The sequence below is a fragment of the Agromyces aureus genome (assembly GCF_001660485.1).
Taxonomy (GTDB): Bacteria; Actinomycetota; Actinomycetes; order Actinomycetales; family Microbacteriaceae; genus Agromyces; species Agromyces aureus.
The window spans coordinates 1,001,452-1,015,996 of record NZ_CP013979.1 but is presented as its reverse complement, the minus strand read 5'-3'; the positions used below and the strand labels follow the sequence as shown (position 1 = coordinate 1,015,996).

Here is a 14,545-nt window from a genome sequence, read left to right as displayed (position 1 = left end):
GCCCCGCCGTCGGTGAACACCCGGATGCCGCGGAGGCGGTCTCGGCGTAGCGTCGTCAGCGTTCCACCGAGGAGGAGCCATGAGCGAGCGCACCGTCGCCGAGCCGGGCGACACGGACACGAGATGGATGACGCGCCGAGCCCGCTGGACGCACATCGCCGTCGGAGCGGCGGCAGGCCTCGCCTGGGCCGGCGCCCTGCGCGCGTGGATGGCCGAGCTCAGCGGACCAGCGTCGTCGTTCTCATGGGGCACGTTCGAGGGCGTGCTGCTGCCCGGGCTGCTCGTCGGGGCGGCGTTCGGCTGGGCCTCGGGCGTCGGCCCCGCGGCATCCGTTCGCGAACGACGGATGCTGCGATGGTGCGCCGCAGCCCCGCTGGCGTTCGCGATCGCCCCGATGCTGCGCCCCGGCGCCCTGGCCGATTTCCTCCGCGAGGGGCTCGGCGGCGGAGCGGTGCTCGTGGCGCTCACCGCGATCGGCGGCGGCTACGCGCTCGGCGGCGGGCGCCCGCTCTGGACTCGGATCGCCTGCGGGGTGCTCGCGTTCGGCATCTCGCTCGCCGGGGCGCTGTTGACCGGCCCGTTGCTGCGCGGCAGCGCCCTCGCGCTCACGACGCCGCGCGGCGCGTGGCTCGCGGTCTTCGACCTCGCCCTCATGTGCACGCTCATCGTCGCCTCGGCCATCCCATTCCGCAGGCTCTCCCGATCCTCCCCGCGGCGGCTAGCCTTGGCCGGGGCGCACGACGAACGGGAGTGACGATGCACGAGCAGTCGACGCGGCACGGCGGGCGCGCACCCGCACCGGCCGATCGGTGACGGGCCCGACGCGAGGCCGACCCACCGCATCGAACTGACCCTGCACCGGCCGCGGTACGCGCTCTACTGGGGCATCAGGCCGACCCTGGTCATCGGCGAGCGCGGGCAGCCCGCGCAGTGGGGCGTCGGCACCTGGCAGGTCGCCGCCGAAGAGAACGTGACCGTCGGCGCCTATCTCTTCAACCGCGTCTGGCGCTTCGGACAGGCGGACGTCGCGCTCGAGCCGCAGCACGCCCCGGCGCTCGCCTACCGGGCACCCGCGCTGCCGTTCCTTCGCGGGCGGATCCGTGCGAGCGCACCGGGCTGAATCCGCGCCTGCAAGACTGGCTCGCATGGAGACTCCCCCCACCGACACGTCCGCCGCCGGCCTCGCCGACAACGCCCCGGTCGATCGTGCCGCCGCGGCCGAACTGTGGGAGGCGTACCGAACGGCTCTGCCCGGGCACGCGACCGATACCGAGCCGCCTTCGGTCGAGCAGTTCGGCGATCATCCCGACCTCACCGATGAGCTCATCGGACTCGTGCTCGAGGGGACCAAGCGGGCGACGGCGGCCCTCGTCGTCGAGTTCGAGGCCGAGGGGCAACCGCTCCCGCGCGTCGGCAGCCACTGGATCGCCTGCGACTCGTTCGGGCGGCCCCGCGCCATCCTCCGCAGCACGGAGCTCCGCATCGCGACGGTCGATCAGGTCGACGAGGCCTTCGCGTACGACGAGGGCGAGGGTGATCGATCACTCGCGTGGTGGCGCGACGCGCACATCCGGTACTGGCGACGAGCGACCAAGCGCCTCGGGTCCGATTGGACACCCGACCTCGAGATCGTGCTCGAGCGCTTCACCGTCGTGTGGCCCGCGGAACTCGCCGGCTGACGCATCCGCTCGCAACCCCTTGAACTCCCGTGAATCGCCGACGAGACTTCCGAGGAGGTGAAGGGGCATGACGGCGGACCGGAGAACGCGATGACCGAGAGGCAGGGCCGGCGATTCACCACGCGCGAGGCATCGCCCGACGAGGTCGGACCGGTGCTGAAGCGCTACGTCGCCGTCGCCCCGCTCGTGCTGCCGTACTTCACGGCGGCGGCCGACGACCCGCCCGCGGCCTTCGCTGCGGAGGCCGACCGGCATCCGGTCTTCGAACTCACGATGCTCGACCGTCCGTAGCCGTCCCTGAGCGCCCGGGCCCGAGAGCCCGGGCGCGAGAGCCAGGGCGCAAGCCGTCGGATCAGGCGTGCTCGTCGGGCTGGCCCTCCTCGGGCTCGACGGCCCACTCGGGCGGCTCGTCGGTGCCGTCCTCCTCGTCGCGGTCGGCGTCGGCCTTGGTGGCCTGCACGATGCCCGCCGCGTGGTGCACGGGCGCGTAGACGACGTAGAGGCGCATGGGCTCGTCGCCGATGTTCTCGACGTCGTGCCACGTGCCAGCCGGCACCTGGACGCTCCAGCCGTCGGTGACCTCCTCCTGGATCGGGAGATCGTGCTCGGATGGGCCCATCTTGACGCGCCCTCGACCCGCGTCGAGCCGCAGGAACTGATCCGTCTCGGGGTGGGCCTCGAGACCGATCGACTCCCCCACCGGAATCGACATCAGCGTCACCTGCAGGTACTTGCCGCTCCAGGCGACCCTTCGGTAGTTCTCGTTCTGCTTCGTCGCCGACTCGAGGTCGAAGATGTTCGGCTGGGGTCCGTTGTCGACCGGGGTGCTCTCGTGCGCGTCATCGCTGCTCATACCCCGACCGTATTCGCCGACGGATGCCGCGGCCACCCCTTGCGGAGCGACTCGGGCCATGTCATCACGTGCTCAGGGCGCCGTGGCGTCGAGCCACGCCTGCCAACGGTCTGCGGCGGCCGCGGCATCCGCTTCGGCGAAAAGATGGTGCCCGACCCCCGCCGCCCAGTGCCCGCGGAAGAACCGGTAGAGCCCGTCGGCCGTGCGGAGGCCGAGCGTGTCGGGCGTGACGGCGTCGACGACGCCGGTGAGCGGTGCGAGGCCGGTCGGCGTCAGCGTCACGGTCGTGCCGAGCACCGTCGCGCCGTCGGCCGAGACGTCGACGCCGAGGTCCGCCAGCATCGCCGCCCAGCGCCGGTCGTTGTCGCCCGTGGGCGCCGAGACCGTGACGGCGACGCCCGGGCGGCCCGTGAAGTGCTCGAGATACTCGACGAGGGTGTGCTGGTAGAGGCGCCCGCCCGCGAGCATGGCATCGTACTCCTCCTCCCAGTCGTCGCCTGGTAGGAACCCGCTCGACACGATGCGCAGCACGGTGCTCGCGCTGCTGCGCGCCTCGACGAGGAACTCCATCGCGAAGAAGCGCCCGTCAGGGCTCTCGGCGCCGCGGAACGAGAATCGGCGGCCCTCGTCGTCGGCGACGATCGCGGAGTCCTGCGAGTACTCGCCCATGCGCGTGCGCACGACGCCCTGCTCGCGATCGACCTCGGTCGCACCCATGAACCACGAACTGAGGCCCGGGCCGGTGGCGATCGCCTGCCAGACGACGTCGGGGGCGAGGTCGAACTCGTACTCCGACGCGTCCTCGAAGCGGTGCGACATGCGTCAGCCTTCCGTCGTGCGGTGCGGATCGGTGCTCGGATGCAGCGCGACCACGAGTCGGTAGTCGCGCCCGCGCGGCGCGGACTCGTCGTGGTAACGGCTCACGAGTGCCATCGTCGCACTGCTCAGCTCCTCGGCGAAGGCTGCGCGGTCGGATGCCGATGCGAACCGGATCTCGCCGTCGAGGGCGAACGTGGCCAACGGCTTCGACGCGCGCGTGGCCCCGGTGATGAGCTCGCCGACGTCCTGCACGAGGCGCGCCGCGAGCGTGAGCAGCCACCGCGCCGAGAGCCGATCGGGCGACCTCGACGGATCGGGCCGCACCGCGGCGAGCGCGGCGGGCGTGATGACGTACGACGCCGCGGTCGCCCGCATGACGCGTTCGAGCATGTTTCCCTTCTTGCGCTCCTCGACGAGTTCGATGAGCCCGCGGTCCTCGAGCGTGCGCAGGTGGTAGTTCACCTTCTGCCTCGGCAGCCCGAGGATCACGCCGAGCGTGCTCGCCGAGTTGGGTTCGACGAGTTCCGCGAGCAGGCGCGACCGGATCGGATCGAGTGAGGCGATGGCGGCATCCGCGTCTTCGATGGCGATCACGTCGAGGATCGCCGGCGCTTCGACGCTCATGCGGCAGCGGCCCCGTCGCCGGCACCGGCACCGGAGGTCGACGCCTTCGGGAGCAGCGTGCGCACCGTGACCCCGTTCGGGAAGTCGACCGAGTCGACGAGGTCGAACGCGATGCGCGTGGTGAACAGCGGCAACCCGCTGCCGAGCACGACCGGGTGCACCGTGAGCCGGTACTCGTCGATGAGCCCGTGCGACGACAGGTACTGCGCGAACGCCGCACCGCCCGAGGCGCCGATCGGGCCGCCGGGCAGCGCCTTCAGCCGCGGGATCTCGTCTTCGGGCGCCGCGGTCGCGAGCGTGGAGTTGCTCCAGGTCGCCTGCGTGAGCGTGTTCGAGAAGACGACCTTGTGCACGCCGTTCATGACCTCGGCGATCGGCCCCTCGGCGTTCGCCCAGCTCTCGGCCTGGCCCTCGTAGTTCTTGCGGCCCATGAGCACCGTGTCGAGCCCGCCGAGCACCTGCTGCGTCGAGGCCATGAGTTCGGGGCTGAAGTTCGGGAAGACCCAGTCGAGGCCCCCGTCGATGGTGGCGACGTATCCGTCGAGGGACACGTTCATTCCGAGTGTGACGTTTCGCATGATCGACCTCCGTGTCGGGCGAGCCGTGTGCGCCTGGTGAAGCCGGTTCGTGCTCGCAGGTTCAGTCTCCTCTTGACAAATCTATTTGTCAAGACAATTCCTCATGTCTTACGGATGTCGGTGGCCGGCCGCCATTCCACCTCGAGCGCGCTCCCGAGCGACCGCCCGCCTGGCGGTGCCGGGTCTGCCATTCGCCGCCCCCGCTCGACTAGGGTCGCCCGTATGAGCGACCCGCAAGAGCGGCTCTCGACGAGCGGCACCCCGAGCGCCACCCCGAGCGCCGAAGCGCTGCGCGCACCGCGACGGCCGCCGCCCGAGCTCATCGTCGCCGTCGTGCTCGGCTACGTCACGGGCGTCGCGCAGATCCTGGCCGGCATCGCCGTGATGTTCGGCCGCTACCTGCCCGACACGAACGCGGCGGAGCGCCTCGTGGTGACCGTCACGGGCGCGTGCGTCGTGCTGCTCGGGCTGTTCGTGATCACCATCGCCTCGGGGCTCACGCGTGCGCGGCGCGATGCGCGCGTGCTCGTGACCGCGCTGCTCGGCGTCACGATCGCGCTCGACGTCGTGATTCTGATCGCGTCGCCCGACCTGTGGTTCGTGATCGTCGACCTCGTGCTCGTCGCCGCGGCGATCACGGTTCTCTGGACGGGTCGAACTGCGCGGTTCTTCGCACATACCTCAGGTGGAAGAACCGGATGACCTCGATCGCGGCGATGGCCGCGACCGCCACCACGAGCACGAGCGCCGCCGTCGTGATCGACGGGTCGACGAAGACGAGGAACTCCGTGACGATCGGCACCGAGTAGACGACGATGAGTCCGAGCATCATCGCCCCGATGATGAGGATCTTCCATCCGTCGATCGGCCGCGACAGTACGGTGAGCACCCACAGCCCGATGATGGTGAGCAGCAGGGTGGAGCCCGTGCGCAGCTCGTCCTGGCCGATGCCGGCCTGCGTCGCCAGCCAGCTGTAGACGAAGAGCGAGACCGCGACGACGACGCCCGTCGGGATCGCGAAGCTCAGCGACCGCCGGAGGAACCCGGGCACGTAGCGGCGCGCGTTCGGCATGAGCGCGAGGAAGAACGCCGGGATGCCGATCGTGAGCCCGTCGATCACCGACAACTGGCGCGGCAGGAACGGGAACTGCAGCACGAACACGCCGAAGAGCACGGCGAGCCCCGTGGCGTAGACCGTCTTCGTCAGGAACAGCATCGAGACGCGCTCGATGTTCGCGATCACCTGCCGCCCCTCGGCGACGACCCTCGGCAGGTGCGAGAACCGGCCGTCGAGCAGCACGATGCGCGCGACCGCCTTGGTCGCGGCCGCCCCCGATTCCATGGCGATGCCGATGTCGGCCTCCTTGATGGCGAGCGCGTCGTTCACGCCGTCGCCCGTCATCGCGACCGTGTGCCCGGCCTGCTTCAGCGCGATGACGACGGCCTTCTTCTGCTGCGGCGTCACGCGCCCGAACACGAGGTGCTGCGCGAGCACCTCGGCGAGTTCGGCCGGGTCGTCGGGCAGCTGCCTGGCGTCGAAGCCCGTGGTCGCGTCGAGGCCGACCGTGCGGGCGATCGCCGCGACCGTGTCGGGGTTGTCGCCCGAGATGATGCGCACGGCCACGCCCTGCTCGGCGAAGTAGGCGAGCGTCTCGGCGGCGTCGGAGCGGATGCGCTCGCGGAACGTGAGCAACGCGACCGGCTCGAGGTCGGCGGGCAGCAGCTCGGCCTCCTCATCGAGCGGCGCCGTGCTGTGCGCGAGCACGAGCGTGCGGAGTCCGGATGCCGCGAGCGAGCGCGCATCGCCGGCGAGCCGATCGTCGGGGAAGACCATCTCGGGCCCGCCGAGCACCCAGCTGCCCGCGACATCCGCACCCTCCGCGAACGCGACCGCGCTCCACTTGCGGGCCGAGGAGAAGGGGATGCGCGCGACCGGCGCCGTCGACGGCGCGGCATCGTAGGGCTCGGCGAGGCAGCGCGCCGTGGCGTTCGCGTCGGGCTCGCTGCCGTACCACGCGAGCGCCGACCGCCACCCGGCGGGCGCGGCATCCGGAGCGAACGGGTGCTCGGCGTCGAAGACGATGCTGCCCTCGGTCAGCGTGCCGGTCTTGTCGAGGCAGATGAGGTCGACCCGCGCGAGCCCTTCGACCGCGGCGAGCTCCTGCACGAGCACCTGCTGACGGGCGAGTTTCACGGCACCGACGGCGAACGCGATGCTCGTCATGAGCACGAGCCCGAGCGGGATCATCGCGACGAGCGCCGCGATGGTGTTCACGGCGGCCTGCCGCCAGTCGCCCGACTCGAAGGCCTTCTCCCAGCCGCCGAAGACCATGATCTGCGCGTTGAAGACGAGCAGCGCGATCGGCCCGACGATCCAGCTGACGACCCGCAGCACCTTGTCGATCGAGGAGCGCAACTCGCTCGCGACGAGCGAGAACTTCTTGGCCTCGGAGGCGAGCTTGTTCGCGAACGAGTCGGCCCCGACGCGCACGACGATCGCCTCGCCCTCGCCGGCGATCACCACCGACCCCGAGAGCACCTCGTCGCCCGGCACCTTGTCGACCGCGTCGGACTCGCCCGTGAGCATCGACTCGTCGAGCTGCAGGTGAGCGGATGCCGCGACGCGGGCGTCCGCCGGAACCTGGTCGCCCGCGCGCAGCACGAGCAGGTCGTCGAGCACGACGTCGGCGACCGCGACCTCGGAGATCTCGTCGTCGCGGCGCACGCGCGCTCGCGGCGCGTGCATGAGCGCGAGCTTGTCGAGCGCGGCCTTCGCCCGGAACTCCTGCACCGACCCGATGACCGTGTTCGCGATGGCGCTGATGCCGAACAGGGCGTCCTGCCAGCGTCCGAGCAGCAGCAGCACGAGGAAGCACGCCGCGATGATGCCGTTGAACAGCGTGAGCACGTTCGCCCGGATGATGCTCGCGACGCTGCGGCTCGACTGCTGCGTGAACGCGTTCGTGCGCCCGTCGGCGACGCGCTGCGCCACCTCGGCACTCGACAGGCCGGTGGGCGTCTCGACATCGGTCGCGCTCATGCCGCGAGACTATCGAGCCGACGCCGCCGGCGATACGGCTGCCGGGGCGCGGTGCCGGAACAGCCGGTCAGCCGATGCTGCGGAGGGCGTACTGCCGAACCTGCACGAGCCGGGCCGCGGCGCACGTCGAGAGCAACGGAGGTGAGGACTCGGCGACGACCTCGACGGTGACGGATGCCGCGTCGTCGCGGCCGAGTCGAACACGCCAGCCTTCGTCGGTCGCCGTCTCTTCCAGCGGCGGGTAGGCGTCGATGCGGTCATCGCCGAACGCCTGCCTGGCGTAGTGCTGTGCGGCCTGCACCGGATGATCGAGCGAACTCCGGCCGCGCAGCCGGTCGGGCACGACGAGCCCCCGGTCGAACGCGTCGGCGATGCGCACGGGGTCGCCGTCGTCGGCATAGCCGTAGTAGAGGCCGTGCGGGAACACCACCATGGTGCCGGCGAACCGGTCGCCGCCCACGTGCGAGCACTCCCACGTCTGCTCGGGCCGGGCCGCGGCGAGCGCGGCGGCGACCCGACGCCCCCGCACCGCGCAGCAGCGGTCGTGGCGGCCGTGCGCGCAGACCGCGTAGACCGGCTCGCTCGACGGCGTGCCGGTCGAGCCGTCGAGCGGCAGTTCGAGGAGGGCCGGGGCATCCGCCACCTCGCCCCAGACGATGGACTCGCTTCCGGGGCGCGAGTCGACGATCGCCCAGCGCTGCACGGTCGGCGGCGAACGCCGGCCCGGGCGGCGGATCGCGAGGATCCGCATGCCCGCGGCCTCCACGCGCCGCACGAGCAGGCGGCCGACCTCGCGGTCGAAGGGGGCGTCGAGCAGGGCGTTCGGCCCCCAGCTCGTCGCCACCTCGAGCAGCAGCCAGCGGATGCCGCGCGGCGCCGTTCCCGCGAGCGGGTCGCCCCGTTCGCGGGCTCGGTCGCTGCACGGCGCCCATGGCGCGTCGGCGATCGTCACGCCGGCGTCACCGCGATCCCCTCGCGCACGAGCCTGCGTGCGACCACCACGGCGCTGGCCTGGTCGAGCCCCGGCAGCTTGCCGATCACGACGCCCCTGCCCTCGGCGAGGCGACGGATCGCAGCCTCGGCCTCGACCGGCAACGACAGGGTCTTCGTGCGCGTCACGATGCGCACCCGACCGTCGGCGGCCTCGATGCGGGCGCGCAGCGAGCCCCGCCACCGGATCGTCGACGACCCGTCGAGGTCGGCGAGTGCGGCGAGCGTGGCGAGCGGTGCGACGGGCTCGGGCCTGGTGTCGCGGTCGAAACGGCGCGCGAGCACGGCCGCCGTGTCCGCGGCATCCGCTCGCCCGACGAGCTCGTCGAGCGCCGCCGCCGTCTCGCGGAGGATGCCCGCGAACTGCGCTGGATCGTCGAAGTCGACGCCGAGCGGCAGGGCGGCGCGCAGGCGCTCGCTGTCGCCGACACGGGCGACGAGCGCGCTCACCACGTCGGCGTGCGTGTACGCGGACATGCCGATCGTGAGGTGCACCGAGGTGGCCTCGCCGCCCGCGGTCGCCGAGTGGATCCAGCCGCGCGGCAGGTAGAGCGCGTCGCCCGGCCGCAGCACCGCGTCGATGATCGGCTCGGCGAGCGCGGCCTCCGCGACCGCCTCACGGTGATCGCCCCATGGCTGCGAGGCGAGCGGGTCGACGTGCACGGGCGCGTGGATCCGCCAGTGCTTCTCGCCCGCGATCTGCAGCACGAACACGTCGTGGGTGTCGTAGTGCGGGTCGAAGCCCTGCGCCGAGGGCGGCGTCACGTACGCGTTCACCTGCGCCGGATGCCCCAGCTCGTCGACGAGCTCGCGCGTGAAGTCGATCAGGGGCGGCCAGAGGCGGTGCAGGCCCTGCAGCACGATCGTCGCGCCGTCGGCGAAGCGCTCGAACACGCGCTCGCTCGACACCTGGTCGCCGACCTCGGCACCGAAGCCGCCCGGGGCCGTGTACGCCGAGACGGCCAGCACGCTGCCGTCGCGAGCCATGCGGATGAACGGCGAGCGCACGCCGCGCCGTGTGATCAGTTCGTCGACGGCGCCGGCGCTGAAGAGGTCGTCGAAGGCCGACGGCAGCTCATCGGCCCGCGAGAGCAGGGCCGACCGAGACCAGACCTCGTCGGCGAACCGGTCGGTGGGCATGCCCACGCACCGCGACAGCGCGGGCCGGAACTCCGGCCCGCGCTGCACTGCCGCCACTACGCCGATCCGTCGGCGCCGCCGTCGTGCCCTTCGGCATTCGCCCCGCCGTCGGCCGTACCCTCACCGGCATCTGCCGAGCCGTCGGCTCCACCGTCGTGGCCGTCGGGGTTCGCCCCGCCGTCGGCCGTGCCCTCGCCCGCGTCGGCGGCGCCGTCGGCCCCGCCGTCGTGACCGTGCGGGTTGGCACCGCCGTCGCCGGAGCCCTCGCCGCCCCGGTCGGTCGGATTCGCCTCGGACAGGTCTTCGCGCGTGATGTCGTCGTCTCCGATGGACATGCCGTCCCCCTTCTCGATCGCCGCGACCCGGCGCCGCAGCACGTCTTCGGCCAGCGTAACGAGCGGGCGCGCCGAGGGCGATGGGTTGACAGGAGATCGCCCGGGATTCAGCCGCGCGTCACCGGGCGACGAACCCCTCGCGGTAGATCCGCAACCAGTTGCCCGAGAACACGGCGTCGGTCTCGACGGCGCCGAGCAGGCCCGATTCGACGAGGTACGAGGCGAGTTCGCCGATCTTGGCGGGCGAGTCCATCCACTCCTCGGGCGGCGGCGGCGCGTCGGCGAGCACGGCGCCCTGCTGATCGGACCGGGTCCACCGACCCTTGCGCATCCACTGCACGTCGTCTTCGGGCGCGCCGGGCGACATGTCCGAGCCGAAGGCCACGTGCTCGACCCCGAGCTTCTCGACGTGCCGCACGACGAGCTCGGCCGCCCCGCGCACATCGCGCGCGTAGTCGCCCGCGATGTTGTTGTACGTGCACACGCCGAGCACCCCGCCGTGCGCGACGAGCGCGTCGAGCACGCGGTCCCCCTTGTTGCGGGGGTGGGCGTAGAGCGATGCGGCGTTCGCGTGGTTGATCGCGACCGGCCGGGTCGAGTGTTCGATCGCGTCGACGCCCGTGATGTCGCCGACGTGCGAGAGGTCGACGACCATGCCCAGTCGGTTCATCTCGGTCACGATCTCCCGGCCGAACCGGGACAGGCCGCTGTCGACGGGCTCGTAGCAGGAGCCGCCGATCGCGTTCTGCGTGTTGTACGTGAGCTGCACGACGCGCACGCCCATGTTCCAGAAGTGCTCGACGAAGCCGAGGCGGTCGTCGAAGAGCGACGCGTTCTGCGTGCCCAACACGATGCCGACCCGGTTCGAGGCGTGGGCGGCATCGATGTCCTCGGCCGTCCGCACGAGCAGGGCGACGTCGTCGTTCTCCCGCACGAGGTCGTTCCAGGTCGCGAGCGCGTCCATCGTCTCGAGCGAGCTCTCCCAGAACGAGGCGGTGATCGTCACGGCGCCGACGCCCGCGTCGCGCAGGTCTGCGAGGGACTCGCGATCGTAGCGGCCGCACTGCAGACCGTCGATCAGCATCGGTCCGCTCATCGCGCGGACTCCGTGGCGAACGATCGGATGTACTCGTAGGACTCCTCGTCGACCTCGCCGAGCAGGTTGCCGTCGCCGTCGTAGAGCTGCGTCCCGGCATGCCGGCGCGAGAGCTCGGTGTCGGGCGTGAGCGCCTGGTCGGAGGCGTGGAAGAGCCGCCAGAACTGGTCCCGGTCGGCGTCGAACCCCTCGAGCAGGGCTCGGCGCATCTCAGGACCTTCGGCGTCGATCGGATGCCCCGGGGCCGGCGTCGGGATCGCAACGGCCCGCAGCACGACCCGGCGATCGTCGTCGGGGCGCGTCTCGACCTCGAGGGCGAGGCCGCGCACGGCGGCGTAGCCGCGAAGCGCGGTGAACACGTCGGCCCCGTCGACCTCGACGAGCGTCATCTCGGCCGGCCCGTCGATGGCCGCGACCTCGAGCAGGTCGATGACCGTCGGCGCGACGTAGTATCCGGCCTGTCCGCCCGCGGACCAGCCGTCCGGCGTCTCGGCGACGAGGCCGTCGTACATGGCGACGCGTTCGCGGGTGCGCTCGAGTTCGTCGAACGCACGGAACCCGGATGCCTCGGCGAACAGCAGCACGTCGCGCGCCGGGTTCACGAGGTGCCGCTGCGCCCCGAGTGCATGCAGCAGGCGGTTCACGATGTGGCGGAACTCCCGCACCGAGTAGTTGATCTGGTCGGTCATCGCTGCGCCTCCTGCGCCGGTCCGGCCGGGATGGCCGGGTAGGGGTCGATCCGGGCCGTGCCGTCGGCGATGTCGGCCGCGGTCGGAGCTCCGATGTAGATGAGGCCGAGCACGTTGCGGAGGTCCTCGGTGTCGACCGTGCGGTGCAGCCCGTGGATCGCGGCGTTCATGAACCGCACGATCGAGACGGGCACGAACTCGCGGTCGAGCATGTTCATGTGCGGCGAGTGGTACGCGAGCCCGGCGAGGGACTGCACGCGTTCGATCACGCCGCGCAGGTCGGGTCTGGCGGCGAGCACGCTTCCGACCCGTTCGTCCGCGGCGAAGGCGTCGAGCGTGGCGACGAGCGACTGGAGGTCGCCCGGCAGGTCGAGCGCCCAGTTGCGGCCGCCGGCGACCTCGCCCGCCGGACCGCGGCGCGGTTCCTCGGCGTCGGCGGACTTGTACCAGACGTACTCGCGCGCGCCTGCGGCATCCATGTCGATCGCGAGGGCCCAGGCGTACTCGCGTTCGATGAGGCTGCGAAGCTCGTCGACGCGCATCGTGGGCTGGGACCGCATCAGTTCGCTCCGGATGCCGCCGGCGAGCGCCAGCTCGACGGTCTCGGCGGGCAACAGCTCGAGCAGGTTCGCCGCGACGACCTCCCACGCCTCGTCGTCGATGCGGCCGACGAGTTCGGCGAGCAGTCGCTCACCGGTCGTCGGTCCCTCGGCGAGCAGGTCGCGGAACACCTCGCCGGCGATGGCGAGGTCGGCGCCCACCTCGTGAGGCTCCCGGAAGTGCTGATAGAGATAGGGGTCGGCCGTGTAGTAGGCGGAAGCCTGGTCGAGGAGCTCCTCGATGCGGGCCGCGCCGTCGGTCCCGGGTGCGAGGGGCAGCTTCGCCGCCTCGACGATGAGGTGCTGACGGGCCCGCATCCACTGCCCGACCAGCATCGGGTGCGTGTTCACGAAGAACAGCAGGCCCAGTGCGGATCCGTTGCCGATGCCGATCATGCGGCGCAGCTCGGGCGAGAGCTCGACGGCGGCATCGCTGCGGTGGGCGGCGAGCGTGTTGGCGAGGTCTGCGGCGTACTCGCGCATGAGGTACGCGGTGAAGAGCTGGGCGTGCAGCGGATCGCGGAGGGGGTGCTCGTCATCGAGCGCGAGGAAGGACCGCGTATTGAAGGTGCCGTTGCCGTCGAGGCCGGTGTTGCGCATGAGGTACCCGATCTCCCAGAGGAATCGGGTGTCGGGCTGCCGGCCGTCGGCGAGCGCGTCGACGACATGGTCGAAGGCGCGGAAGCTCCGGTTCGACCTCGCCCAGGTCAGGGTGCCGGGCACGGCGCGCCCGACGTAGAGCTTCGGCAGCTCTTCGCGCGTGACGGCACGGCTCTCGGGGGTGGTCTCGCCCTCGATGAGGGCGGCCATCATGTCCCAGTTCTTCTCAGTGATGCGGCCGGTGCGGCTCGACAGGTCGGGCTCGAAACCGTAGACGACGAAGTCGAAGACGCGGTCGCGCGCGTGGACACGGTAGAGCGCCTCGCCGCTGGACTTCTCGTCGATGTCGAAGGCGACGCGTTCGATGCGCCAGTTCTCGCGGACGACGCGTTCGAGCACCGCGCGGGCGGCCGAGACGCGGCTGGGCGCGAGCGCCTGCAGGCGTTCGGGCCGCATGAGCAGTTCGGGGTCGGTGAGGCGTTGCTCGACCGAGACCTCGGTCATGGTGGTCATGTGGGTGTTGGCTCCTTGGGATCAGGCAGAGGTGGGTCAGGCTGAGGTGAGGCCGTTGGTGGCCGAGATGAGGTCGTCGAGGTCGCGAGCGGCGGGTTCGAGCACGGACAGGGCGTCGCGCACCTTCGTGCGACCCTGGGGCCAGTGGGCCGAGAGGGCGTAGCGCACGCCGCCGATCGCTCGTCCGACGGGGACGGCGACGACCTCGATCGGGTCGAACTCGTCGTCGAGCACCGTCGCGTAGCCGTGCGATCGCACCGATTCGAGCTCGGCCGGTTCCGCGAGCTCGATGCCCGTGCCGACGAGACGCCGATAGTCGTCGGGCGTCGCGTACGCGGTCAGCACGAGGCCGAGCGCACTGTCGATGATCGGGAACCGGTGACCGTGGCTCACGGTGACGCGGACACCGCGGGTGGGCACACCGCGCTCGATCACCATGATCTCGTCGCCGTCGACGGCCGCGAGCGAGACGACCTCGCCGAGAGCCTCGGCCGCAGCGGCGATGCGCTCGGCGATGCGGGCGTTGAGCCCCGCGTGCCTGAGCGCGGCCTGCCCGATGCGGATCGCACGGAGGGTGAGCGCGTACGTGCCGTTGTCGAGGTTCTCGAGCCAGCCGGCGGCCACGAGCGTCACGAGCTGCCGGTGGACGATCGAGCGTGACGCGCCGACCTGTCTGGCGAGCTGCGACACCCCGACGGGACCGGAACTGTCGGCGAGCGCGTCGAGCAGCTGCAACATCTTCAGGTTCGATGAGAGCGGCGCGGTGCCGGCTTTCACCTCGGTGCTGTTGGTCATCTTGCTCCGTCATTCATTTCGTGACAAGTATTCGTCATAGGTGACGCGAGCAATGTATCCACACTCGCGGCGAGTGTCAATGACGACGTCGTCCCAGACAAGACAGCCGGGTCTCTCGGCTATTTCATGCGGAATGTTGCAAGTCGGTTTCACGCTGTTCCCATTCGGCATGCGCGTGTGTAATATCGCCAGCAC

17 protein-coding genes are annotated in these 14,545 nt (G+C 71.3%); 5 read left to right on the top strand and 12 right to left on the bottom strand.

The features are described 5' to 3' along the window. Nucleotides 1–79: 79 nt before the first annotated feature. From ATC03_RS04335 to ATC03_RS04320, 4 genes are all read left to right on the top strand, one after another. Nucleotides 80–754 (top strand): hypothetical protein, encoded by a 675-nt coding sequence (locus tag ATC03_RS04335; protein ID WP_067873568.1) that lies wholly within the window; start codon nucleotides 80–82, stop codon nucleotides 752–754. A 216-nt stretch (nucleotides 755–970) separates the two neighbouring features. Next, on the top strand, nucleotides 971–1,120 hold the full coding sequence (locus ATC03_RS20910) for a hypothetical protein (RefSeq protein WP_227820231.1): 150 nt from the start codon (nucleotides 971–973) through the stop codon (nucleotides 1,118–1,120). Between the two features lie 25 nt (nucleotides 1,121–1,145). Then, on the top strand, nucleotides 1,146–1,679 hold the full coding sequence (locus ATC03_RS04325; RefSeq protein ID WP_067873558.1) for an ASCH domain-containing protein: 534 nt from the start codon (nucleotides 1,146–1,148) through the stop codon (nucleotides 1,677–1,679). 90 nt (nucleotides 1,680–1,769) lie between these two features. Next, on the top strand, nucleotides 1,770–1,970 hold the full coding sequence (locus ATC03_RS04320; RefSeq protein ID WP_152030864.1) for a hypothetical protein: 201 nt from the start codon (nucleotides 1,770–1,772) through the stop codon (nucleotides 1,968–1,970). A gap of 61 nt (nucleotides 1,971–2,031) precedes the next feature. On the opposite strand, the gene ATC03_RS04315 is transcribed toward ATC03_RS04320, so the two are convergent. From ATC03_RS04315 to ATC03_RS04300, 4 genes are all read right to left on the bottom strand, one after another. Beyond that, nucleotides 2,032–2,532 (bottom strand): cupin domain-containing protein, encoded by a 501-nt coding sequence (locus tag ATC03_RS04315; RefSeq protein ID WP_067873550.1) that lies wholly within the window; start codon nucleotides 2,530–2,532, stop codon nucleotides 2,032–2,034. Nucleotides 2,533–2,604: 72 nt separating this feature from the next. Further along, a complete protein-coding gene (locus tag ATC03_RS04310) occupies nucleotides 2,605–3,351 on the bottom strand; it encodes an SRPBCC family protein (RefSeq protein ID WP_067873548.1) in 747 nt (248 codons plus the stop codon). Between the two features lie 3 nt (nucleotides 3,352–3,354). Then, entirely contained in the window at nucleotides 3,355–3,954 is a 600-nt protein-coding gene (locus ATC03_RS04305) for a winged helix-turn-helix domain-containing protein (protein WP_179947916.1), read from the bottom strand. A 17-nt stretch (nucleotides 3,955–3,971) separates the two neighbouring features. Further along, nucleotides 3,972–4,553, bottom strand: a complete 582-nt coding sequence (locus ATC03_RS04300; RefSeq protein ID WP_084003279.1) for a dihydrofolate reductase family protein — start codon at nucleotides 4,551–4,553, stop codon at nucleotides 3,972–3,974. 222 nt (nucleotides 4,554–4,775) lie between these two features. Between ATC03_RS04300 and ATC03_RS04295 the strand changes: the two genes are divergently transcribed. After that, nucleotides 4,776–5,255, top strand: a complete 480-nt coding sequence (locus ATC03_RS04295; protein WP_084003278.1) for a hypothetical protein — start codon at nucleotides 4,776–4,778, stop codon at nucleotides 5,253–5,255. Here the strand turns inward: ATC03_RS04295 and ATC03_RS04290 are convergent. The 8 genes from ATC03_RS04290 to ATC03_RS04255 form a co-directional block, all read right to left on the bottom strand. After that, entirely contained in the window at nucleotides 5,188–7,593 is a 2,406-nt protein-coding gene (locus ATC03_RS04290) for an HAD-IC family P-type ATPase (protein ID WP_067873539.1), read from the bottom strand. The genes ATC03_RS04295 and ATC03_RS04290 overlap by 68 nt on opposite strands. A 67-nt stretch (nucleotides 7,594–7,660) precedes the next feature. Further along, nucleotides 7,661–8,545 (bottom strand): sucrase ferredoxin, encoded by an 885-nt coding sequence (locus ATC03_RS04285; protein ID WP_198168751.1) that lies wholly within the window; start codon nucleotides 8,543–8,545, stop codon nucleotides 7,661–7,663. Further along, nucleotides 8,542–9,723, bottom strand: coding sequence for a cupin domain-containing protein (locus ATC03_RS04280; protein WP_084003684.1), 1,182 nt, complete (start codon nucleotides 9,721–9,723; stop codon nucleotides 8,542–8,544). Before ATC03_RS04280 ends, ATC03_RS04285 begins: the two co-directional genes overlap by 4 nt. Nucleotides 9,724–9,779: 56 nt before the next feature. Continuing rightward, nucleotides 9,780–10,058, bottom strand: coding sequence for a BatC protein (locus ATC03_RS04275; protein WP_067881373.1), 279 nt, complete (start codon nucleotides 10,056–10,058; stop codon nucleotides 9,780–9,782). 118 nt (nucleotides 10,059–10,176) lie between these two features. Next, on the bottom strand, nucleotides 10,177–11,154 hold the full coding sequence (locus ATC03_RS04270) for a dipeptidase (RefSeq protein WP_162493455.1): 978 nt from the start codon (nucleotides 11,152–11,154) through the stop codon (nucleotides 10,177–10,179). Further along, nucleotides 11,151–11,843 (bottom strand): hypothetical protein, encoded by a 693-nt coding sequence (locus tag ATC03_RS04265; protein ID WP_067873532.1) that lies wholly within the window; start codon nucleotides 11,841–11,843, stop codon nucleotides 11,151–11,153. The genes ATC03_RS04270 and ATC03_RS04265 overlap by 4 nt, the downstream gene beginning before the upstream one ends. Beyond that, complete coding sequence (locus ATC03_RS04260) at nucleotides 11,840–13,555, bottom strand: hypothetical protein (RefSeq protein ID WP_067873529.1); 1,716 nt, start codon at nucleotides 13,553–13,555, stop codon at nucleotides 11,840–11,842. The genes ATC03_RS04265 and ATC03_RS04260 overlap by 4 nt, the downstream gene beginning before the upstream one ends. A gap of 36 nt (nucleotides 13,556–13,591) precedes the next feature. Next, nucleotides 13,592–14,350: an IclR family transcriptional regulator gene (locus ATC03_RS04255; RefSeq protein WP_067873526.1), complete on the bottom strand. Its 759-nt coding sequence runs from the start codon at nucleotides 14,348–14,350 to the stop codon at nucleotides 13,592–13,594. Between the last annotated feature and the right edge of the window lie 195 nt (nucleotides 14,351–14,545).